Consider the following 20,123-nt stretch of genomic DNA (forward strand, 5'->3'; position numbering starts at 1 on the left):
TGCGGTAAGCACGGCGCTCGCGCAACAGGCACACTTATGCCTGTGACGGTGCGAGTTGGGGCAGTACATCTCGGGTGGGATGTGGTGTCCGTTGCCGCGGGCGGCGGCGGGACACCTATCCGCCCCGTGCAAGTAGAAGGTACGTACACGCCGCCGGCATATCTGCTGGCGGATTCGTCGGGTCGGCTGCATACCGCAGGAGTGGAGCGGCAGCGGCCGGATCTGGGGATGGCGATCGCCGATGTGCGCGACATCCTCGGCCATCCGCAGATCGTGGTGGCCGGTGCGACCTGGCCCGCCGAACTGGTCTTCCGTGCCCGCATGTACAACCCGCTCGCGGCCGTCGGCAAATATCTGCGCGGTAAACCGGATCTGGTCGCGCTGCCGTTTCCGGACGGCTGGCCGGACGCCAAGGTCGATGTCTACGTCGACCTGGTCGAGCGGCTGGACGTCACGGTCGAACCGCTGCCGGAAAGCGTCGCGCTGTCGGGATATGTGCGTGCGCTCGGCCTGGTGCGGTCCCCGGACGATCGCAATCCACACGGCATCGGCGCGACAGGGGTGTACTCCGACGGGCGGACCATGCTGGTCGTCGCGGTGCACGGCGACGATGAGCAGCCGACCGAATCGGTCGACGTGCCGGTCACCGCGGAGGCCATGCGCGATGCGCGTTCGGCCGACAATGTGGTGATCGAGGTGATGGCCGCGGCCCGCTCGATCGGCGCGGACACCTCGACGGTGCTGCTGTCCGGCAATGTCTGCTTCAACGACGCACTGCGGTTGGCCTTCCAGAACCACCTCGGGCACCGGCTGCACGTGGCCGATCACCCGATGCACGCGCTGGTGCTCGGGGCCTCACACCTGCTGGTGACCGACAACGAGAACGGTGAGCCGGAGTCGGCGGGGCGCCATGCCGAGCCGGCACCGCCGCCGCGGGCGCGGCAGGTGGACTCGGCGCAGTATCAGGCCGACTCGGCGCAGCAGCAGGCGTTTTCGCCGCAGCAGCAGGAGTTTTCGGCGCAGCAGCAGGCGGAGGCCGCGCAGGCATCGTCGGCGCAGTATCAGGCGGAGGCGTTGCAGGGGCGGGAGGTGTCGTCTCGTTCGGAGCAGGGCAAGCCGGAACAGGGGCGTCCCGACCAAGGGCCGGTGCATTCTGATCAGGGGCAGGTGCGTCCGGAGCAAGGGCAGGGCCCTCCCGATCAGGGGCAAGTCCGGCCCGACCAGGGGCAGGGGCAGGGGCATCATGACACCGGTCGGACACATCCGCCGGTCGTGCAGTACGGGCCCGGATATCCGACGGTGCGGCCGGCGACCGAGCCGACTGGGGAAGAGCCGACCACTCGGGTCACCCGGGAGTCTTTGCCACCGAACCTCGCCGAGTTGGGTAGCCGATTCACCCGCCCGCCCGGGCAGTATCAGGAAGAACAGCGGCCTACCGTCATCGGTCGCCCGCCCACGCCCCAGGGTCCGCCGTCGCAAGGGCCGGTGCCGCCGCTAGGGCCGCGAGGCCCCTACCAGCCGCCGCAGGGCCAACCACCGCAGAGCGGTTCGGAATGGCACCCCCGCGAATCGGACGACGACGACAAACCGCGCAAGGGCAAGCGCTGGGGCAAGTTGTTCGGCGCGCAGGCGGTGGCCGGCGCCGCCGCATTGGCCGCGATGGCCATCCCGTCCGGTGGTGACCGCGTCGAACTGGCCGCTTCGGTCGCCGGGGCCCCGGTCTCCTGCCCGTTGACCCCATACGTCACCAATGAGCAGCGTGCGGGCATTGCCGCGGCTCGCGGATACGATCCGGGTCTGGTGTCGCAACAGGCCGACCCCGGATTCGATGCCGCCGGCGCGGAGTGCGCGCAGCCGAGCATCGACGTCCCCCGCTACGTCGTCCCTGGGCCGCCCGGTGCGATCGACCACGGTCCACCGATCGAGATTTGACCGGTTTCATACCGCTGGGGCATGGCTGGTATCGTTGCCCGTTGGCGTGTGGCACTACGTCGAGCCCCGGGTCTCCACCGGCCGCCGGGAACTCACTCGACTGCACGCCGTGGCTGGCAACACCGACTACAGACAGGGAACCACTGTGCCTACGTACAGCCCCAAGGCGGGTGACGTGACCCGTAAGTGGTACGTCATCGACGCCACTGACGTAGTGCTCGGCCGTCTCGCCGTCCAGGCAGCGAATCTGCTGCGCGGCAAGACCAAGCCGACCTACGCGCCGAACTTCGATGGTGGCGACTTCGTCATCATCATCAACGCCGACAAGGTTGCCATCTCCGGCAACAAGAAGGCCGACAAGCTGATCCACCACCACAGCGGACACCCGGGCGGCCTCAAGTCGCGCACTGTCGGTCAGGTGTTGGAGTCGCGCCCCGATCGTCTCGTGGAGAAGGCCGTCAAGGGCATGATCCCGAAGAACAAGCTCGGCAACGCCATCGCGGGCAAGCTGAAGGTCTACGCGGGCCCGACGCATCCGCACGCCGCTCAGCAGCCCATTCCGTTCGAGATCAAGCAGGTGGCCCAGTGACCGCTCCTGAGGAATTCAACGAGGACTACACCGAGGACGCCAACGTCGAGGTCGTCGAGGAGGACTACGGCTACGAGGCCGAGCCCGCCAGCTACGCCCCTGTCGTGATCGACCGTCCGGTGCAGACCGTCGGTCGCCGTAAGGAAGCCGTCGTTCGCGTGCGCCTGCTGCCGGGTTCCGGCAACTTCGTGCTGAACGGCCGCACCATCGAGGACTACTTCCCGAACAAGGTGCACCAGCAGCTGGTCAAGTCGCCGCTGGTGACCGTCGAGCGGACCGAGTCCTTCGACATCCACGCGCGTCTTGTCGGCGGTGGCCCCTCGGGCCAGGCCGGTGCGCTGCGTCTTGCCATTGCCCGTGCGCTCATCGAGGTCACCCCGGATGACCGTCCCGCCCTGAAGCGGGCCGGCTTCCTGACACGTGACCCGCGTGCCACCGAGCGTAAGAAGTACGGCCTCAAGAAGGCCCGCAAGGCGCCGCAGTACTCGAAGCGCTGATTTTGGCTACGTCGGCCACCGTCATCCGACACCGTGCAGGTGTCGGAGACGGTACGGTCGGCGGGGCACCTGTGCGAGAGCAGGCTTCCAGCACAGCTGGGCGCCTGCTCTCGTGCTGTATCTATTTGCGGCGTTTGCGGGGCCCTGCGTGGTTACGCGGGCTGCCGCCTCCGTGCCCGTCGCGCACGCCGCAGATCTACGATGAGGGGCGAGGGTAGTGGGACGTTTGTTCGGCACCGACGGAGTCCGTGGGCTTGCCAATGAATCGCTGAGTCCGGAACTGGCGCTGCGGGTTTCCGGTGCCGCCGCGCAGATCCTGAGTCGCGGCAAAGAGCGCGCGCTCGCTGTGGTCGGTCGCGATCCACGCGCCAGCGGTGAGATGCTCGAAGCCGCGGTCACCGCCGGCCTGACCGCCGCGGGTGTGAATGTGCTTTCGGTCGGCGTTCTTCCGACTCCCGCTGTGGCTTATCTGACCGGTCTGTACGACGCATGCCTCGGCGTAATGATCTCGGCTTCGCACAATCCCATGCCGGACAACGGAATCAAAATCTTCGCGGCCGGCGGCCACAAGCTCGACGACGCGGTGGAGGACCGGATCGAGGCGTTGATCGCCGAAGGCGCCACGCTGCGGCCGATCGGGGCGGGGATCGGTCGTGTGCTGAACGCTTCCGGCGCCCGCGATCACGGCCTGGTGATCTCGGATCAGTACAGCGAGTCGGGCACGCACGAGCGGTACGTCGAGCATCTGGTCGAGGCGACCGGACAGGATCTGTCCGGGCTGACCGTCGTCGTGGATTGTGCGAACGGCGCGGCCTCCGAGGTCGGACCCGCGGCCTACCGCGCGGCCGGTGCGACGGTCATCGCGATCAATGCCGAACCGGACGGCCTCAATATCAATGACGGTTGCGGCTCAACACATCTCGAACACATCCAGCACGCGGTGCGCGAACACGGCGCTGACCTCGGCATAGCACACGACGGCGATGCGGACCGCACGTTGGCCGTCGATGCCGACGGCGCCGTCGTCGACGGTGACGCGATCCTGGCCATCCTCGCCCTGGCCATGTACGAGACCGGTTCGCTCGTCCAGAACACCCTGGTCGCCACGGTCATGAGCAACCTGGGCCTGCATATCGCGATGCGCGAAGCCGGAATCGCCTTGCGTACCACCGCTGTCGGCGACCGGTACGTCCTCGAGGAGTTGCGCCGCGGCGGCTACAACCTCGGCGGCGAACAATCCGGCCACGTAGTCTTCCCCGATTACGGCACCACCGGCGACGGCATCCTCACCGGGTTGAAACTGATGGCCCGCATGGCGCAGACGCGCCGCACGCTGGCCGATTTGGCTTCAGTACTGCAGACGGTGCCGCAGGTTCTGGTGAACGTTCCGGTCACCGACAAGGCGACGGTCGCCGCGGCCACCGAGATCCGCGAGGCGGTAGCGGAAGCCGAACGCGTGCTCGGGGATTCCGGCCGAATCCTTTTGCGCCCCAGCGGAACCGAGCAACTGGTCCGGGTGATGGTCGAGGCCACCGACCTCGTCCAAGCCCAGCAACTGGCCGACGATCTGGCCAAGCGCGTCGCTGCGGTATAGCCGCGTCAGCGGTAAGGTCGGCCAACCGTACTCCTGATCGCTGGTGCGTGCTCGGTATGGCGGTCGGGTGGGTTTGATGGTTGCATGCGCTGGTCACTGCTGCGGTTCGGTGGGGCAGTCGCACGGTAGCTGGTGCGCGTGGCAGCCGCGCACTGTCGTCTCAGCTGGCAAACCCTGGGCTCGCACCGGGGCGTGCGCCTGAACAGCGCTCATGGGAATCGGGGATGTTTGCTGCGCTGGCTATGGAGGGTAAGCCACGAGTCGGATGATTCTCAGCCCAGCTCGAGCGACCCATCGGCTGGCCGGAATGGTCACCTGGCTGCCTCGCGTGGTCGACCGACAGCACGAGGCTCGAAAGTTCTCTGGCGGCGTGGCGATTTGTCCACAGGAATCCGGTTATCCACAGACTTTCTGTTTGCGCTGGTCGGGCATCGAGGTCGGGTTCGGGATCGCCCATAGTCGGCGTATGCGACCAGGTCTGGAAGAAGTACGGGACAAGCAATTCGGAGTCTTCACCTCATGGCAGGTGCTGTGCGAGTACACCCGCGCGGAAATGCGAACCTTGCTCGACCGAGGCGAATGGGTCCGTGTCTTCCGCGGCGTCTTCCGCGAGTCAACCACCCCACCCTCGGCCCAACTCCGCGTCGAAGCAGCCCGACTATCCATGGGAGTACCAACGTTGATCGCCGCCTATCACACCGCCGCCGAACTACACGGTCTGGTAATACCGCCCAGCCAACCCACCCACGTACTGGGCCGTCAGGATTCGCGCTCCTGCCGCCTGGTCGTGCACCGCGACCGCATCGACAAGGCCGAACTAGAACTAACCCACGGCATTGCGGCCACCAATCCCACCCGAACCACAATCGACGTAGCTCGCACCGCCCCTCGCCCCGAAGCCCTGGCAACGCTGGAATCCGCACTGCGCCTCGGCATCCCCCGCACAGCCCTGACCACCGAACTGCAGCGCCACCACAGACGCCGCGGCTACACCCAAGCCGCCGAACTGATCTCCCTGGCCGACACCCGCGCGCAATCCACGCTTCGCACCCGCCTATCTTGCTCCGTCGCAGCGCTACCAGAATCCTGAGGGTTTGCAGACGCACGTCGGCCATCGGCTCGACATGTGAATTCGTCCCAGATGCGGCAGTTCGGGCCCGCACCGAATGACTCCTGAGGCGTGCTGTCTCGGGCTGCGGTATCACGTTCTGGCGTCACGCCTTCTCATGGCGAGTCCAGGTGGTTCCGTGTCTTCCCGAACCGGTACTCCGCTGCTTCCAGAATCGGGATCAGAGCAGCGCCAGCGCGCGGAAGGAGGTGACCTAGCTTTCGGTGAGGCGGCCGTTGTTCATGTGCCAGCGGCGGGTTGCGGTGATCGAGTCGAGCATACGGCGATCGTGGGTGATCAGAAGCATTGTGCCTTCGAAGGATTCGATTGCCTGCTCGAGTTGTTCGATGGCGGGCAGGTCGAGGTGGTTGGTTGGTTCGTCGAGGACCAGCAGGTTGACGCCGCGGGCTTGGAGTAGGGCAAGTGCGGCGCGGGTGCGTTCGCCAGGGGAGAGGCTTTCGCAGGGGCGCAGAACATGTGGGCCGCGGAGGCCGAATTTGGCCAGCAGGGTGCGGACCTCGGCGTCAGGCCAGTCGGGCATTTCGACGCTGAACGTATCCGCGAGGGCGGCACTGCCGCGGAAAAGTCCGCGTGCCTGATCGACCTCGCCGATTTCGACGCCGGAGCCGAGTGTGGCAGTTCCGTTGTCGGGCTGGATTTTTCCGAGCAGCAGGGCCAAGAGTGTGGACTTACCCGAACCATTGGCGCCGGTCAGCACGATACGGTCGGCCCAGTCGACCTGGGTGGTGATCGGGCCGAGCTCGAACTCGCCCCGGGTGAGCGTCGCATTCGCCACCGTGGCGACCACCGAGCCGCTGCGTGGCGCGGCCGCGATGGACATGCGCAACTCCCACTCCTTGCGCGGCTCCTCGACCACATCCAGACGTTCGATGCGTCGTTGGGTCTGGCGGGCCTTGGCGGCCTGCTTTTCGGTGGATTCGGCGCGCATCTTGCGGCCCGCTTTGTCGGAGTCGAGCTTGCGGGGGTCGCGCGCCTTACGGCGAGCATTGCGGACGCCGTGTTCGAGCCAGTTGCGCTGCATTTGGGCGCGGGTCTCGAGTCCAGCCTTGGTCTCGGCGTACTCCTCGTAGGCCGCGCGGGCGTGCTGGCGGGCGATCTCGCGCTCCATCAGATACGCCTCGTAGCCGCCGTCGTAGATCCCGACCCGCTGCTGTGCGAGATCGAGTTCGACAATGCGATTCACCGTGCGCGCCAAGAACTCTCGGTCGTGACTGATCACCATCAGCGGCACCCGCACGCCGGTCACGAACTGTTCCAGCCGAGCCAGGCCGTCGAGATCCAGATCGTTGGTGGGCTCATCGAGCAGCAGAATGTCGAAGCGGGACAACAGGACCGAAGCGAGTCCGGCGCGGGCTGCCTGGCCGCCGGAGAGTCCGGTCATCACGGTGTCGAGGCCGTTCGCCAGGCTTTTCGCGAGTCCGAGGTCCGCTGCGACCTCCTCGGCCCGCTGATCCAGATCAGCGCCACCGAGCGCGAGCCAGCGCTCCAGGGCCGGTGAATATTCGTCCTCCCCGCCATCGGCCAAACGTTCTGCCGCAGCGTCCATGATGCGTTGCGCTTCGGCGACACCTGTTCGGCGGCAGAGGAATTCGAGCACCGTCTCGCCGGGAATCCGCTCGGGCTCCTGCGCCAAGTACCCGACCGTGGCATCGGGTGGGGACAGCGTGATGCTGCCGGTGGGTGTCGAGCGGTTCGCGAGCATGCGCAGCAGCGTCGACTTCCCCGCACCATTCATGCCGACCAAACCGATCACATCACCCGGCGCAAGGGTGAAATCGAGGTCGTCGAATAGGGTGCGTTCGCCGTGGCCCGCGGACAGTCCGCGCGCGTGCAGAGTGGTGCTCACCAGCATGAGTCTGCCGTGTCCGTGCCGCACGTCGGCACCGAGGGGGCCGTGCTCGGGGTTGCACCCTGAGTCCATAGCCTGCGGAAATCAGGGTCGGGATAGGTCGTGCGACCGATGTGCGGCGCGGTTTTCCCCGGCAGAGTTGATGTCGTAGCCGAACATCATCAGAGAGGGACCACAATGACCGCCCCCGCGCCCACCCGCCGACTCACGCGCTCCAACAACGACAAGTGGATCGCCGGTGTCTGCGGCGGCATAGCCGAATACTTCGGCTGGAACGCCAACGTCGTCCGGTTGCTCTTCGTCCTGTCCTGCCTGCTCCCGGGACCGCAGTTCGTCGTGTATCTGGTTCTGTGGCTGATCATTCCGAAAAAGTGATCCCCGACAATTAGGGGCTGGGCGCTGCGTCCGGGACTCGCGGATGACACTATGGACCGGTACCCACCGATCGACCGCCGTGTCACCCACACGAGTCCCGAGCAGGAGGAGTCATGATCACCTCAGGTGAATTCCCGGGCATGGATCCCGGCATCGACGCATCCTCTTCGCTGGACGGGCTCGGTGAAGTGGAACTGCACCACCCGACCCAGGACATCGATGGCGACGGCACCCTCGACACCATCACCACCACCGGCCCCGAAGCCATGCAGGTGTGGACCGACTGGGACCACGATGGCATCGCCGACCAGGTCACCGTGGTCGAGAAGGACGGCGATTACTCCGCATGGGAGTTCCATCGGCATCCGGATGGGACGTCGGAGTGGGTGCGGACCGATCAGGGGAAGATCGGGCACTAGCCGCTGAGCAGCCTCGATTCAGCCCGGCCTCGCCCTCGGGGCCGGGCCGCGCTCGTCACATCGAGTAGCCACGGCTCCTGTCGACTGCATCTCGACGGGTTCCCCTCCACCCGACACCCAATTACACTGTCCGACAACGGCCCCCACAACCCAACCCCTTCGTGGGTACACCCGGCCGCAGGCTGCAATGATCCGCGCGACGCTCGTGCGGATCATTGGAACCTGCGGAATCACTCTTCGACCGCGATTGATGTCGTGTGCTGTGGCTGCCGGGTCGACGGCCGGTTGTAGCCGCCGGACCCACCCAGTAAATTTCTGCTGAAACCCCGTGCGATGGAACCGAACATGGACCAGCTGCGTCAGAAGAGATAAAGCGCTTGTCCGCGCGAATGAGTCGCCGATGGTCGTATCGGGTGCAGCAGGGATGGAGGGGATGGCGTGGCTGAGTCGGACAAGATGGGCGTCAAGACCGGTGAGCTGGGAGCGCTCGGCAGTGACTTCAGACGGTCTGCGAGTGCCGTAAAGGATCAGGCCAAGCGCGTAACTGATCACATGTTCGGTGTAGGCAACGATGAGGCAGGGCGAAACTACTCGCAAGAAGGCATTGCGGTGCACAGCGGGTTGGAGCGGATCGACGCATGGCTCGAGAATTGGAGCGCCGCGACTACAGCCCTCGGCAACGCGCTCGGTGCATCCGTGGTGATCTATTCCGAAATCGATCGGGCGCGTGCTTCAGAGACGGACAAGCAATGATCACGCGAGTAGTAGGCATTCGTACTGGCGACACAGTATTTCAGGGGGGTTCGGGGCTATGACAGTTCCTTGGCAGGGCAAGGAGATCGACGAGATCCTGGCCGAAGGTAATTATGGCCTTCAGTACTGGATAAAGTTCATGCCTCTTTATGAACGGGCGTTCGGCGGTAATGGCGGCAAGGGTGATGTCAGTACGATGTTGGCGCTGTATGACGAACAGAAGGGTATGAAGGTCTCGAAGCTGGAGCAGACCGGCGAAGCGTTGAAGACCGCCTTGGCGGAGGTGGACGCTCAGTGGGATGCCCAGCAGGGATACGCGCGTACACTGCCGACACTCTGGACGGGGACTGCTGCGAATTCCGCGATGGACATGCTGACCAAGCAGTTGGCCCAAGCCGACGAAGATCGAAAGCATGCCCGCACGGCCATGAATGTCATAGTGGAAATGACGAGCTCGCTTCGCACGTCGGTTGCCGTGAAGGCATATGTGACGAAGGAGCTGCTCGAAGGGCCAGTGGGTGGCAGTAAAGTCGTCAAGATTGATGGCAAGACACCGGAGGACGTCGAGCTCATTATCGATGTCCACGAGGCGCGCGAATGGATAAATGCCGATCAGGTTCGTGACTTGGGGCGGGTGTTCCCGGAAGTCGCTGTTCCCGAGGATAAGATCCATAAGAGTACGTTGGGTTTTATAAACTCTGATAGTCAGAATCTGATGACGGGGGAATACGGTAAAAAGGCTCATCAGGTGACGGATGACTGGCTTCAAAAGGTTTTCAAGCCAGATTTTGATCGCAAACTGAGTTCATACGTCGAAATCTGTAACACGGTCGATAGTTTCTTCAAGCAGCAGTACAAGAATCTGACCGATGCGATGGCGCAGGTATCCGAAAAGTCGTATCCAGCTCCGGAAGAACCGGCCAAGCCGAAGACGACAGAGTCGCCCACCAATAAAGAGACACCCACCAGCAAGGAAACGCCGACAACCACTGCATCCACTACGACGACGCAGTCGACTGCGACACCGTCCACCGCAACGATGCCGTCCACTACAACGACGCCCACGACCACGAACTCGACCTCCAGCAACCCCCTACAGGGGCTCGCCAGTCTCACGCAATCAGCTTCGCAACTGAGCTCGCTGGCGCAAACCATCGGTCAAGGACTTACTTCGCTCGGTACCTCGATAAAGTCGGGTGTTGACACCGCGATCGAGCAAGTGACCAAGTCTCCCGAGACGAAGACCGAAGATGAGAACGGCGACGACAGGAAGGACAAGTCGATTGTCGAGTTCGATCTCGGTGGGAAGCATATGAAGGTAGAGATCGGGGCGGATGGTCAGCCGAAATTCGTGGTAGTAGACGCGGACGGTAAGACCCATGAATACGGCGTGAAGCTGGATGACAAGGGGAATCCGATCATCTCCACCAATGAGCCCGAAGTTGAAGACCGCGAATCCGCCACACCCGGTGACCAGCTAGCGCCGGATTCCACCGACAAGCCCGATGAGGGCACTCCGGCGACGAATGAGAACTCTCCCGGTAGCCAAACCGTTCCTGGAGTCCCCTCCGCAGGTAAGCGCGAAGAAGACGGTGAGCACACCCCTCAACCGATGCCGGTCACTGGAAGTCAGGAGGAAGCGGCCGATAGCGGTGCCAGGTTGGCCGAGGCTGGCCCGCTGTGATCCGCTATCGCTGCACCGTCTCAGCTGTTGATGATCAGGGAGAGTCAACGTGGTGAATTACGTCGAAGAAGCCAGGCGTCTTGCCGAGGAGAATCAGCGGCGAATGGCGATACTGCTGGACGAGGTTCAGGAGATCCAAGCCGACACCGCCAGGGGTGGGCGTGAGTTCTCGGCACGGGCGACCGCCGAGATGGATCGATTCTGGGAGGACCACGCCGAAGAGATAGCGAAGGCTGAGGCAGAGGCAGCGGAGCGGGAGCGGCTCGAAGCTGAAGCGCGGGTCGAGCGGGAACGTCAGGAGACCGAAGCCCGCGAGCAGCGTGAAGCTATCGCGCGTTCGATCGCTGCCCGCAAAGCCCACGACATCGTCACTCCGATCGATGAGGACGATGATCCGGAGTCCGAGTACTACCGTCGCAAGAGTTGGCTGATCTGAGGGGGCGGTCCGTCGCACAGCGATTCGGCAAGCGCAACGCTACTTGCGTGCCGAGATCGCGTCGCTGTACGGCCGGAGAAAGTAATCGCTGAGGTTGTCGCGGGCGGGTCTGTCGCCTCCAAGCAGCGCCAAGGGCGGCATTGGCGCAAATCCATGAACACACCTGCGTCAGCCTGTCGAAACTCCCGGCATCCGGCAGGATGACACATCGGCCAACAGCCTTGCCGAGGTGATGTGAACGATCGCTTGCAGGATGACGCGAATGGCGAATGAGGTCGCGAGCCAGTGAGACCGGCTAGGCCGGTGCGGTCGCAACCCCGTTGAACACTCGAATACCAACGGCCCGTTGACAGTCCGCACCCAACAGTCCTACCGTCTAATCGGAATCGGATTCCGGTTCATCAATTGACCGATAGGACTCCCATGACCACCCACTGGACCCTCCCGCGAATCCTCGTCGGCGCCGTCCTGCTCAACACCCTCATCGGCCCCCTTCTCGCCGACTTGGTCATCCCTGACATCGCCGACCTCCACCTGCACAACCCCGCATGGCCTCCGCACGCCAAATTCCACGACGCTCAATACATCGGCATGGGCGCACTCATCGGCGCGATCGGACTGGTGGTCCTATGGCAGCGATCGGGGAACCTCCGCGCCCAGTTCTTTTTGGCTGCCGCACTCGGATCGGTCACCTGGCTGGCCATGTTCGGCGCGCTGCTGTTCCCCGGCACCGCAGCCCAGGACCCCGAGCACGCGGCCGACGCCACGAAGGTCATCGGTATGGACCCGCAACTATTCATTGCCTTGGTAATGCTGATCGTCTTGGCGCTGGCGATCGTCGTCGAGCGCACTCGCGCACCGATCCGGGGCTAACCTACGGCCAGCAGACAGGAAGATGATGACCGACCGAAAACTCCGCACCGACGCCGCCCGCAATCGTGACCAGGTCCTCGCGACCGCGTCTGCATTGTTCGCCGAACACGGTGACCAGGTGCAGATGGCCGATGTGGCACGCGCCGCAGGCGTCGGGGTCGGCACCATCTACCGGCATTTCCCGACCCGCCGGGCCTTGATCGAGGCAGCTGCGGAACAGCGCTTCGCCGGAATTCTCGAGCATGTGCGCCGCACCTGTCTCCCGAATCCGGATGCCAGGCAGGCGCTGGCTGGTTTCCTCAGTCATGTCGCCGAAGTGCATGAGCAGGGGCGTGCGCTGTCGGGCACCATCGAATCGGTACTCGGCGATACCGAACCACGCGGTACGGTACGCGACGATCTGGCCGAACTCGGCGCGGAACTGCTGGCCAGGGGGCGAGCCGATGGCAGCATTCGCGCGGATGCGACCGTCGCCGACCTTTATATGATCGTCGGCGCGGTCGCCACGGTCAGTCGCGACGGATTCGGCGATTGGCGGCGGTTCATCGAACTCGCGCTCGACGGCCTCCGGCCATGATCACCTACGCAACAGCTGTGCGAGCTGAAGGACCGGGAGCTTCGGCTTCTCCTGCTCGCGCGGCGCTTCCGGATCGACAGCAGTGGTGTGGGGGATAACCGCTTCCGGATCGGAAAACGCGGCATATGTCTTGTCGTGCAACAGTTTGTGCAGCAGATATCCGGTCAGCAGTGCCCGCGTAGTCCGCGCGGTCTTGGACTCGTGCTTGCCCGCACCCAACGCGGCCAGCGCGCGACGCCCTTCGACAATGCCGTTATGTGAGGCCCCGTCGACCGCCCGCAATACCGCCGGTCCGGCCCACGCGGCGGTCAGCGAGATCGCGTTCGAGCTCACCGATTCGATATCGGTCGCCCCCGCCACCACCAACGCCGGGGTGTCGATATCGGGGGCGATGGTCTCGGCGGACGGCGCGGTCGGCGCCGGGTAGAGCGCGGCCACTGCGGCGACGCGACGCTGTCCGGCCGCGAGCACCGCGGCGCCCGCACCCATGCCGTGCCCGGCCAACGCCAGCCGGTCCGGATGCACGCTGATCGCACCGTCGCCGAGCCGAACGCTGGTGCAGATATCGAGCGTGGTGAGCAGATCGGTGGCCAATCCGAGATGTGACGGAATCGGCCCGCGCTCGGTATCTGGGGCGGCGGCCACAAAACCCCAGGACGCGAGGTGTTCGAGCGTGGCGCGATAGTTGGCGGCGCTGGTCAGCCACCCGTGACCGAAGGCCACCGCGGGTAGATTCAGTCCGGACTCTGGGGTGAACACCACGCCGGGCTGACCGGCGATGGCGAGATTGCCGCGCAGTACGCGGTGGGGCCCCCGGCTGGTCAGGGTGCTCACGAGTGATTTCACAGACGCCGACACGACGTGAACGTTATCTGATAAGTACTCTGATGAGCCATGTGCGGAATCGTGGGATACGTCGGATACCGGGATGCCCTCGGCGTTGTCGTTGACGCGTTGCGCCGCATGGAATATCGAGGATACGACTCGGCGGGTGTCGCGATCCTGGATGGCGCGGGTGTGTTGGCGGTGGAACGCAAGGCGGGCAAACTGGCCAATCTCGAGGCCGAACTCACCGAAATCGGGACCGACCACTTCGCCGGTACCACCGGCATGGGGCATACCCGCTGGGCCACCCACGGCGCGCCGACCGACCGCAACGCCCATCCGCACCGCGACACCAGCAACAAGGTGGCCGTCGTGCACAACGGCATCATCGAGAACTTCGCGCCGCTGCGCCGGGAGCTCGAAGACGCCGGTGTCGAGCTGAGCAGTGACACCGACACCGAGGTCGCTGTGCACCTGGTGTCGCGCGCATACGCCAAGGGACCGACCGCGGGTGATTTCGCGGCTAGCGCACTGGCCGTGCTGCGTCGGCTGGAGGGTGCGTTCACACTGGTCTTCACCCATGCGGACCACCCGGACGTCATTGTCGCCGCGCGCCGCTCGACGCCGCTGGTTGTCGGTGTCGGCAAGGGCGAGATGTTCATCGCCTCCGATGTCACGGCCTTCATCGAGCACACCCGCGAGGCCGTCGAACTCGGCCAGGACCAGGCCGTCGTGATCACCGCCGATACCTATACGGTCACCGATTTCGCGGGCAACGACGCATCGGCACGGACCCGACCGTTCACCATCGACTGGGATCTGGCCGCCGCCGAGAAGGGCGGGCACGACTTCTTCATGCTGAAGGAGATCGAGGAGCAGCCCGCCGGCGTCGCCGACACGCTGATCGGCCACTTCACCCAGGACGAGGCCGGTGGCCGGATCGTGCTGGACGAGCAGCGCCTCGCCGATCAGGAACTGCGTGACTTCGACAAGGTATTCGTCGTCGCCTGCGGCAGCTCCTATCACGCCGGACTGTTGGCCAAGTACGCGATCGAGCACTGGACCCGGCTGCCTGTCGAAGTCGAGCTGGCCAGCGAATTCCGTTACCGCGACCCGGTGCTGGACCGGTCCACGCTGGTGGTGGCGATCTCCCAGTCGGGCGAGACCGCCGATACTCTCGAGGCGGTGCGGCACGCGAAGGAGCAGAAGGCGCGCGTGCTCGCCATCTGCAATACCAATGGCGCGCAGATTCCGCGCGAGTCCGATGCGGTCCTCTATACCCGGACCGGACCGGAGATCGGCGTCGCGTCCACCAAGGCATTCCTGGCGCAGGTGGCCGCGAACTACCTGGTCGGGCTGGCCTTGGCGCAGGCACGCGGCACTAAGTATCCGGATGAGGTCGCGCGCGAGTTCGCTGAACTCGAGGCGATGCCGCACCTGGTGCAGCAGGTGTTGGAGACCGCTCCGCAGGTGCGCGCGATCGCCAGGGAACTGGCGCATGTGCCGACTGTGCTGTTCCTCGGCCGTCACGTCGGCTATCCGGTGGCGTTGGAGGGTGCGCTCAAGCTCAAGGAACTCGCGTACATGCACGCCGAGGGTTTCGCGGCGGGTGAGCTCAAGCACGGTCCGATCGCGCTGATCGAGCAGGGGCTGCCGGTGATCGTCGTCATGCCCTCACCCAAGGGACGCGCGGTGCTGCATTCGAAGCTGCTCAGCAATATCCGTGAGATCCAGGCCCGCGGCGCCCGCACCATCGTCATCGCCGAGGAAGGCGATGACACAGTGCGCCCATTCGCCGACGACCTCATCGAAATCCCTTCGGCGCCAACCCTTTTCCAGCCGCTACTGTCGACTGTTCCGCTGCAGATCTTCGCTGCCGAAGTGGCGCAGGCCCGCGGGTACGACATCGACAAGCCGCGCAACCTGGCCAAGTCCGTCACCGTCGAATAGCGAGAAGGCTCGTCTATGTGCTGTCGGCGGGGGAGCTGCGGTGGCTTGCTCGACAGGACAGCGATGAAACCTTCGACAAGGGCGAGGACACGGCGGCGAGACCAGAAGTCTGTGCTGGGCCGTTGCGACCTGGATGTAGTTCGGCGTGGGCGGTCGTGACCGGCGACGATCGATCAGCGCCGCCGGTTACGAGCTCTTCAGGACCGGCCAGCCGCGACTAGAGTTTCGGTTGTCTCGCTTGGCGTTTCGGCACCGCGACGTTCGAGATTGCCCGACACGACCGCCAGACCCAGCGCGCTCACGACCAGGATGACTCCAATCCAGTTGGGTGAGGTGTACCCGTATCCCGCGGCGATGACGACGCCGCCGAGCCAGGCGGAGATCGCGTTGCCGAGGTTGAAGGCGCCGATATTGAGGGCCGAGGCCAGGGTCGGCGCATTGCCTGCCTGATCGAGGACGCGCTTCTGTAGCGGCGGGACGGTCGCGAAGCCAAGGGCGCCGATCAGGACGACTGTGATGGCGGCCGCGACCTTGTTGTGTGCGGTGAGCGTGAACAGTGCGAGCACCAGCGCGAGGCCGCCGAGGGTGGTGTAGAGCATCGGCATCAAATGGCGGTCGGCGAATTTGCCGCCGATCAGATTGCCGAGGAAGAAGCCGATGCCGAACAGGACAAGCAGCCAGGTGACCGAACTCTCCGCATAGCCGGTGACCTCGGTCATCATCGGCGCGAGGTAGGTGATCGCGGCGAAGACGCCGCCGAAGCCAAGCACGGTCATGGCCATTGCGAGCAGCACCTGCGGGTTGGTGAGCACGGCGAGTTCGTGACGAAGACGCGCGTCATGAGGTGCGGGCTGTTCGGGCACGAGCACGGTGACGCCGATCAGACCTGCCAGGCCGACCAGTGCGACGAGCAGGAAGGTGAGCCGCCAACCGAACTGCTGGCCGAGCAGCGTGCCCAGCGGCACGCCGACGATGGTCGCGACGGTCAGTCCGGTGAACATCATGGCGATCGCACCGGCCTTGCGATCCGGGCCGACCAGATTTCCGGCGACCACCGATCCGATGCCGAAGAAGGCGCCGTGTGCGAGCGAGGCGACGATGCGTCCGGTCAGCATGAGACCGAAAGTCGGTGCGAGCGCCGACAATATATTGCCCGCGATAAGCAGCAACAGGCTGACGAGCAGCATGCGCTTGCGGGATACCCGAGTGCCGAGCCCGGTCATCATCGGCGCGCCGACCAGCACGCCGAGCGCATAGCCGGTGACCAGCAGGCCTGCCGTGGGGATCGACACCGTGTAGGTGTCGGCGATATCGGGCAGCAGTCCGACGACAACGAATTCGGTGGTGCCGATTCCGAAGGCCCCGAGTGTCAGGGCGAGTAGTGCGAGCGGCATGAGCGCGAGCCTCCACGTGATGTTGCGCCTGAGCTTTACAGGCGTCAACAATAATTGCAGACGCGGGTTAATTGCAAACGCGGGCTATTGTTTGCTTCATCTATCCTGGACGTACGAGCCCCGACGCGAAGGAACGTCATGACCGCGGATGCCGCCCTGACCGGCCTGGCCGATGGTTGGTATGCACTGTCGCTGCTGCACGATCGGATCGAGGCGCATATCGAACGCGCCCTGCAATCCGGTCATGAGCTGAGCGTGCGCGAATTTTCGCTGCTCGTCGTGCTCAGCCGCCAGCACGAAGGACCCGGCGGTCACCTGCGCATGAATCAAGTCGCCGAAGCCGTGGTGCTCAGCCAGAGTGCGACGACCCGCCTGGTCACCCGCCTCGAAGACCGTGGCCTGCTACAGCGCTACCTTTGCCCCGACGATCGCCGCGGCATCTACACCGACGTCACCGCCGCGGGCCTGGAACTACTGACCCGCGCCCGCCCCACCCACGACACCGCCCTGTCCAGCGCTCTGGGCCAAGCCGCCGCCGACCCCGAACTCGCCCCGCTGGTCGCCGCCGTGGAAGCGATGAACACCAACGCTGCCCGGATCCCGCAGGCGTAATCTTTCGTCGGCGCGCCAGTGGACACACTGCCCCTCCCGCTGGTCGCATGCGCCTGCTGCCATGGGGACAAGTGGTCCGAACCGTTTCAACATGGTGCGCGGGGTTGAACGACGGATGATCCGACCCCGCGCTCGGCTCGGAACGAGTGTCATGTGCCAGCGGGGGCGTGATCGTGGCGGAGACTCCGGGGATCTGGCCCGGCTACTTCGATGGTGATAGTGCGGCTCAGGATGGGTCGTCTGCGCTCACGCCGGAACGTATATCGGGCGGCAGATGATGCCCTGCGGTGGTTGGGCCGTGATCGTCGCCGCTGGAGCTGTGCTTGTGGGCATCATCTGTTCAACTTCCCATCATCCAGCTGGGGAAGGCTGGCGCGACGCTGGTGTGCGGAATGCCTTCGTGCTCGATCCATACGAGCGCGATGACCCCTGCATCCGCGCTTTCTGGGAGCCGGAAGGAGGCTCTGCTATTCGACGGTGACGGTGCCGCGCATCTGGGGATGCAGGGAGCACAGGTAGCGGTAGGTGCCGGGGGCGAAAAACGTGTAGCTCCATTCGCCCTTGTCGAAGATCGGGCTATTGATGCCCATGGCCTTATCACCGATGCCTTGGACGGTGTGTGGGACGGAGTCCTTGAATTTCCAGGTCACGGTCTCGCCGACCTTGACGGTGACATCGGCGGGGGAGAACTTCATATCCGTGACATCGACGGTGACGGCAGCGGTTTTCGAATCGCCGGCCTTGGTGGTTGTCGTCGTGTGGCCGGACTTCGCGGTGGTCGATGTGGGGGTCGAGTTCGTACCGCCGGAGCCGCAGCCTGCCAGCAGTACTGTCGCGGCCAGGACGGATCCGGTTGCGATCCGGGTGGACATCGCGTGGCGCACGATCGGCATGACGGCCAAGCGTAGTCTGCTGACGGTGCGGGCCAGCACAGCGCATGACGTTGCGCTTCGGCGTATCCCCGTACCAGCGGAACCGCAGTGCCCGATCGACGCAGTGGAGGCGAGCGTTCATGTCCAGCCAGCGGGGCTATTTCACCGCAGATGAAGTGCGCGTGGCCGAGGCCGAGCTGTTCACCCGCGTCCCCGAGGGCATGCCGATGCATCGGGCGGCCTACGGATTGGCGACCGTGGTCGCGAGCGAGTTGCGCGCGCGGACCAGCGGCATCGCGGGCAGGTCGGTATTGCTGCTCGTCGGTTCCGGCGATAACGGCGGGGACGTGCTCTGGGCCGGATCGATGCTGCGCCGCCGCGGCGCCGCTGTCACCGCCGTACTGCTGAATCCGGAACGCGCGCACGCGAAAGGCCTTGCTGCCCTGCGCAAGGCAGGCGGTCGGATTCGAACTGCATCGGATGTTTTGCGTGCCGATGGCGCGAACTACGAAATCAATTCGGCTGCACCTGACCTCGTGATCGACGGTATCGTCGGCATCTCCGGCCGTGGCCCCCTCCGTCCAATTGCCGCGGAACTCGTTGCCGCTCTGGTTGTTCCGATCATCGCCGCCGATCTTCCGAGCGGAGTCGATCCGGACACCGGCGCGATCACCGGCCCTGCTGTCCGCGCTGAGGTCACGGTCGCATTCGGCGCTTATAAGCCGGTGCATGCCTTGGCCGCGCCCTACTGCGGCCGAATCGAATTGGTACCCATCGGTTTACGACTACCCGAACCGAATCTCGCGGCGCTGGAGCCAGCGGAGATCGGTGCGCGGTGGCCGATTCCGGGACCAACCGACGACAAGTACACCCAGGGTGTTACCGGTATCTGCGCGGGCAGCGCGACGTATCCCGGCGCCGCTGTACTGTGCACCGGCGCCGCCGTCGCGGCCACCTCCGGCATGGTTCGCTACGCCGGAACCGGCTCGGCCGAGGTCCTCGGCCATTTTCCCGAAGTAATTGCCGCCCAGACCATCGCGTCCACCGGCCGAGTGCAGTCCTGGGTTTTCGGCCCTGGCGCCGGTACCGATACCGACGCCCACAAACGACTTACCGAAATCCTCGCAACCGACCTTCCTGTCGTCGTCGACGCCGACGGCCTGACTTTGCTCGCCGGCGATCCCGACCTGGTCCGCGGCCGCACCGCCCCCACCGTATTGACCCCGCACGCAGGCGAATTCGCCCGCCTGACCGGACAAGAGCTCGGCCAGGATCGGGTAGCCGCCGTCCGCGACCTCGCCGAATCCTGGCAACTGACCGTCCTGCTCAAAGGCCGAGCCACCCTCATCGCCAGCCCCGGTCGCCCCGTACTCGTCAACGAAGCAGGTGGTTCCTGGGCCGCCACCGCCGGTGCGGGTGATGTCCTGTCCGGCATCATCGGCGCCCTCCTCGCCGCGGGCTACGACCCCGCCTGGTCCGCCGCCGCTGCCGCCCGCGTCCACGCCCTCGCCGCCAACCTCGCCGCCCATGAGAACCACCCATCCGCCGCCCCCACCTCCGCATCCCCTCTCCTCGACCACCTGCGCGCGGCAATCCGCACCTTGCGCACGGTTGCGGGGACGTGACGCGCGCCGGCCAACTCTCATTGCCGCCTCGATGGCCTCGCGGTATGCGCTGGTCCCGGGGACTCGGCGACTCGGCGACCGGGAACGGGACCACTTCGACGACCCACCAGACGCGCTCGTCTCGGTATCCGCGCGGCC

General features: G+C 65.1%; 19 protein-coding genes. 15 read left to right on the forward strand and 4 right to left on the reverse strand.

Annotation, left to right across the window (positions count from 1 at the left end; translation table 11 throughout):
* The first annotated feature begins 42 nt into the window (after positions 1-42).
* From ACIBG0_RS11420 to ACIBG0_RS11440, 5 genes are all read left to right on the forward strand, one after another.
* Positions 43-1,932 (forward strand): hypothetical protein, encoded by a 1,890-nt coding sequence (locus tag ACIBG0_RS11420; RefSeq protein ID WP_397031573.1) that lies wholly within the window; start codon positions 43-45, stop codon positions 1,930-1,932.
* Positions 1,933-2,077: 145 nt separating this feature from the next.
* The gene (gene rplM / locus ACIBG0_RS11425) at positions 2,078-2,521 is read left to right on the forward strand and encodes a 50S ribosomal protein L13 (RefSeq protein ID WP_040686710.1); all 444 of its coding nucleotides are present in this window, start codon (positions 2,078-2,080) and stop codon (positions 2,519-2,521) included.
* The gene (rpsI, locus tag ACIBG0_RS11430; RefSeq protein WP_364346242.1) at positions 2,518-3,018 is read left to right on the forward strand and encodes a 30S ribosomal protein S9; all 501 of its coding nucleotides are present in this window, start codon (positions 2,518-2,520) and stop codon (positions 3,016-3,018) included. The genes rplM and rpsI overlap by 4 nt, the downstream gene beginning before the upstream one ends.
* Before the next feature lie 217 nt (positions 3,019-3,235).
* The gene (glmM, locus tag ACIBG0_RS11435; protein WP_397031574.1) at positions 3,236-4,612 is read left to right on the forward strand and encodes a phosphoglucosamine mutase; all 1,377 of its coding nucleotides are present in this window, start codon (positions 3,236-3,238) and stop codon (positions 4,610-4,612) included.
* 466 nt (positions 4,613-5,078) lie between these two features.
* Positions 5,079-5,702 (forward strand): hypothetical protein, encoded by a 624-nt coding sequence (locus ACIBG0_RS11440; protein WP_397031575.1) that lies wholly within the window; start codon positions 5,079-5,081, stop codon positions 5,700-5,702.
* A 232-nt stretch (positions 5,703-5,934) separates the two neighbouring features.
* Here the strand turns inward: ACIBG0_RS11440 and ACIBG0_RS11445 are convergent, their stop codons facing one another.
* Positions 5,935-7,593, reverse strand: coding sequence for an ABC-F family ATP-binding cassette domain-containing protein (locus ACIBG0_RS11445; RefSeq protein WP_397031577.1), 1,659 nt, complete (start codon positions 7,591-7,593; stop codon positions 5,935-5,937).
* Positions 7,594-7,767: 174 nt separating this feature from the next.
* Between ACIBG0_RS11445 and ACIBG0_RS11450 the strand changes: the two genes are divergently transcribed.
* From ACIBG0_RS11450 to ACIBG0_RS11480, 7 genes are all read left to right on the forward strand, one after another.
* Positions 7,768-7,965, forward strand: coding sequence for a PspC domain-containing protein (locus ACIBG0_RS11450; RefSeq protein WP_397031579.1), 198 nt, complete (start codon positions 7,768-7,770; stop codon positions 7,963-7,965).
* 113 nt (positions 7,966-8,078) lie between these two features.
* Positions 8,079-8,384 (forward strand): DUF6802 family protein, encoded by a 306-nt coding sequence (locus tag ACIBG0_RS11455; RefSeq protein WP_397031580.1) that lies wholly within the window; start codon positions 8,079-8,081, stop codon positions 8,382-8,384.
* A gap of 438 nt (positions 8,385-8,822) precedes the next feature.
* Positions 8,823-9,137: a hypothetical protein gene (locus tag ACIBG0_RS11460; RefSeq protein WP_397031582.1), complete on the forward strand. Its 315-nt coding sequence runs from the start codon at positions 8,823-8,825 to the stop codon at positions 9,135-9,137.
* A gap of 58 nt (positions 9,138-9,195) precedes the next feature.
* Positions 9,196-10,821: a hypothetical protein gene (locus tag ACIBG0_RS11465; RefSeq protein WP_397031584.1), complete on the forward strand. Its 1,626-nt coding sequence runs from the start codon at positions 9,196-9,198 to the stop codon at positions 10,819-10,821.
* 49 nt (positions 10,822-10,870) lie between these two features.
* Positions 10,871-11,257: a hypothetical protein gene (locus tag ACIBG0_RS11470; protein WP_397031586.1), complete on the forward strand. Its 387-nt coding sequence runs from the start codon at positions 10,871-10,873 to the stop codon at positions 11,255-11,257.
* A gap of 423 nt (positions 11,258-11,680) precedes the next feature.
* Positions 11,681-12,130, forward strand: coding sequence for a DUF6640 family protein (locus ACIBG0_RS11475; protein WP_397031588.1), 450 nt, complete (start codon positions 11,681-11,683; stop codon positions 12,128-12,130).
* Positions 12,131-12,155: 25 nt separating this feature from the next.
* Positions 12,156-12,707 (forward strand): TetR/AcrR family transcriptional regulator, encoded by a 552-nt coding sequence (locus tag ACIBG0_RS11480; protein WP_397031590.1) that lies wholly within the window; start codon positions 12,156-12,158, stop codon positions 12,705-12,707.
* On the opposite strand, the gene ACIBG0_RS11485 is transcribed toward ACIBG0_RS11480, so the two are convergent.
* A complete protein-coding gene (locus ACIBG0_RS11485; RefSeq protein ID WP_397031592.1) occupies positions 12,708-13,565 on the reverse strand; it encodes a dienelactone hydrolase family protein in 858 nt (285 codons plus the stop codon).
* A gap of 36 nt (positions 13,566-13,601) precedes the next feature.
* On the opposite strand from ACIBG0_RS11485, the gene glmS reads away from it, so the two are divergent.
* On the forward strand, positions 13,602-15,482 hold the full coding sequence (gene glmS, locus ACIBG0_RS11490; RefSeq protein ID WP_397031594.1) for a glutamine--fructose-6-phosphate transaminase (isomerizing): 1,881 nt from the start codon (positions 13,602-13,604) through the stop codon (positions 15,480-15,482).
* A 197-nt stretch (positions 15,483-15,679) separates the two neighbouring features.
* Here the strand turns inward: glmS and ACIBG0_RS11495 are convergent, their stop codons facing one another.
* Complete coding sequence (locus ACIBG0_RS11495; RefSeq protein ID WP_397031596.1) at positions 15,680-16,876, reverse strand: MFS transporter; 1,197 nt, start codon at positions 16,874-16,876, stop codon at positions 15,680-15,682.
* A 138-nt stretch (positions 16,877-17,014) separates the two neighbouring features.
* Here ACIBG0_RS11495 and ACIBG0_RS11500 point away from each other — a divergent pair, with 138 nt between their 5' ends.
* A complete protein-coding gene (locus ACIBG0_RS11500; RefSeq protein WP_397031598.1) occupies positions 17,015-17,488 on the forward strand; it encodes a MarR family winged helix-turn-helix transcriptional regulator in 474 nt (157 codons plus the stop codon).
* A 467-nt stretch (positions 17,489-17,955) separates the two neighbouring features.
* Here ACIBG0_RS11500 and ACIBG0_RS11505 read toward each other — a convergent pair whose 3' ends face one another.
* Entirely contained in the window at positions 17,956-18,381 is a 426-nt protein-coding gene (locus tag ACIBG0_RS11505) for a plastocyanin/azurin family copper-binding protein (RefSeq protein ID WP_397031599.1), read from the reverse strand.
* Positions 18,382-18,500: 119 nt separating this feature from the next.
* Here ACIBG0_RS11505 and ACIBG0_RS11510 point away from each other — a divergent pair, with 119 nt between their 5' ends.
* Positions 18,501-19,985 carry an NAD(P)H-hydrate dehydratase gene (locus ACIBG0_RS11510; RefSeq protein WP_397031600.1) on the forward strand — a complete coding sequence of 495 codons (1,485 nt, stop codon included), beginning with the start codon at positions 18,501-18,503 and terminating at the stop codon, positions 19,983-19,985.
* Positions 19,986-20,123 lie beyond the last annotated feature (138 nt).

This window comes from Nocardia sp. NPDC050630 (assembly GCF_044457245.1).
Lineage (GTDB): Bacteria > Actinomycetota > Actinomycetes > Mycobacteriales > Mycobacteriaceae > Nocardia.

Coding starts and splice junctions, on each gene's coding strand:
- ACIBG0_RS11475 (WP_397031588.1), top strand. CDS start 11,681: ATGACCACCCACTGGACCCTCCCGCGAATCCTCGTCGGCGCCGTCCTG.
- ACIBG0_RS11500 (WP_397031598.1), top strand. CDS start 17,015: ATGACCGCGGATGCCGCCCTGACCGGCCTGGCCGATGGTTGGTATGCA.
- ACIBG0_RS11450 (WP_397031579.1), top strand. CDS start 7,768: ATGACCGCCCCCGCGCCCACCCGCCGACTCACGCGCTCCAACAACGAC.
- ACIBG0_RS11480 (WP_397031590.1), top strand. CDS start 12,156: ATGACCGACCGAAAACTCCGCACCGACGCCGCCCGCAATCGTGACCAG.
- ACIBG0_RS11465 (WP_397031584.1), top strand. CDS start 9,196: ATGACAGTTCCTTGGCAGGGCAAGGAGATCGACGAGATCCTGGCCGAA.
- ACIBG0_RS11445 (WP_397031577.1), bottom strand. CDS start 7,593: ATGCTGGTGAGCACCACTCTGCACGCGCGCGGACTGTCCGCGGGCCAC.
- ACIBG0_RS11510 (WP_397031600.1), top strand. CDS start 18,501: ATGTCCAGCCAGCGGGGCTATTTCACCGCAGATGAAGTGCGCGTGGCC.
- ACIBG0_RS11495 (WP_397031596.1), bottom strand. CDS start 16,876: ATGCCGCTCGCACTACTCGCCCTGACACTCGGGGCCTTCGGAATCGGC.
- glmS (WP_397031594.1), top strand. CDS start 13,602: ATGTGCGGAATCGTGGGATACGTCGGATACCGGGATGCCCTCGGCGTT.
- ACIBG0_RS11440 (WP_397031575.1), top strand. CDS start 5,079: ATGCGACCAGGTCTGGAAGAAGTACGGGACAAGCAATTCGGAGTCTTC.
- ACIBG0_RS11505 (WP_397031599.1), bottom strand. CDS start 18,381: ATGCCGATCGTGCGCCACGCGATGTCCACCCGGATCGCAACCGGATCC.
- ACIBG0_RS11455 (WP_397031580.1), top strand. CDS start 8,079: ATGATCACCTCAGGTGAATTCCCGGGCATGGATCCCGGCATCGACGCA.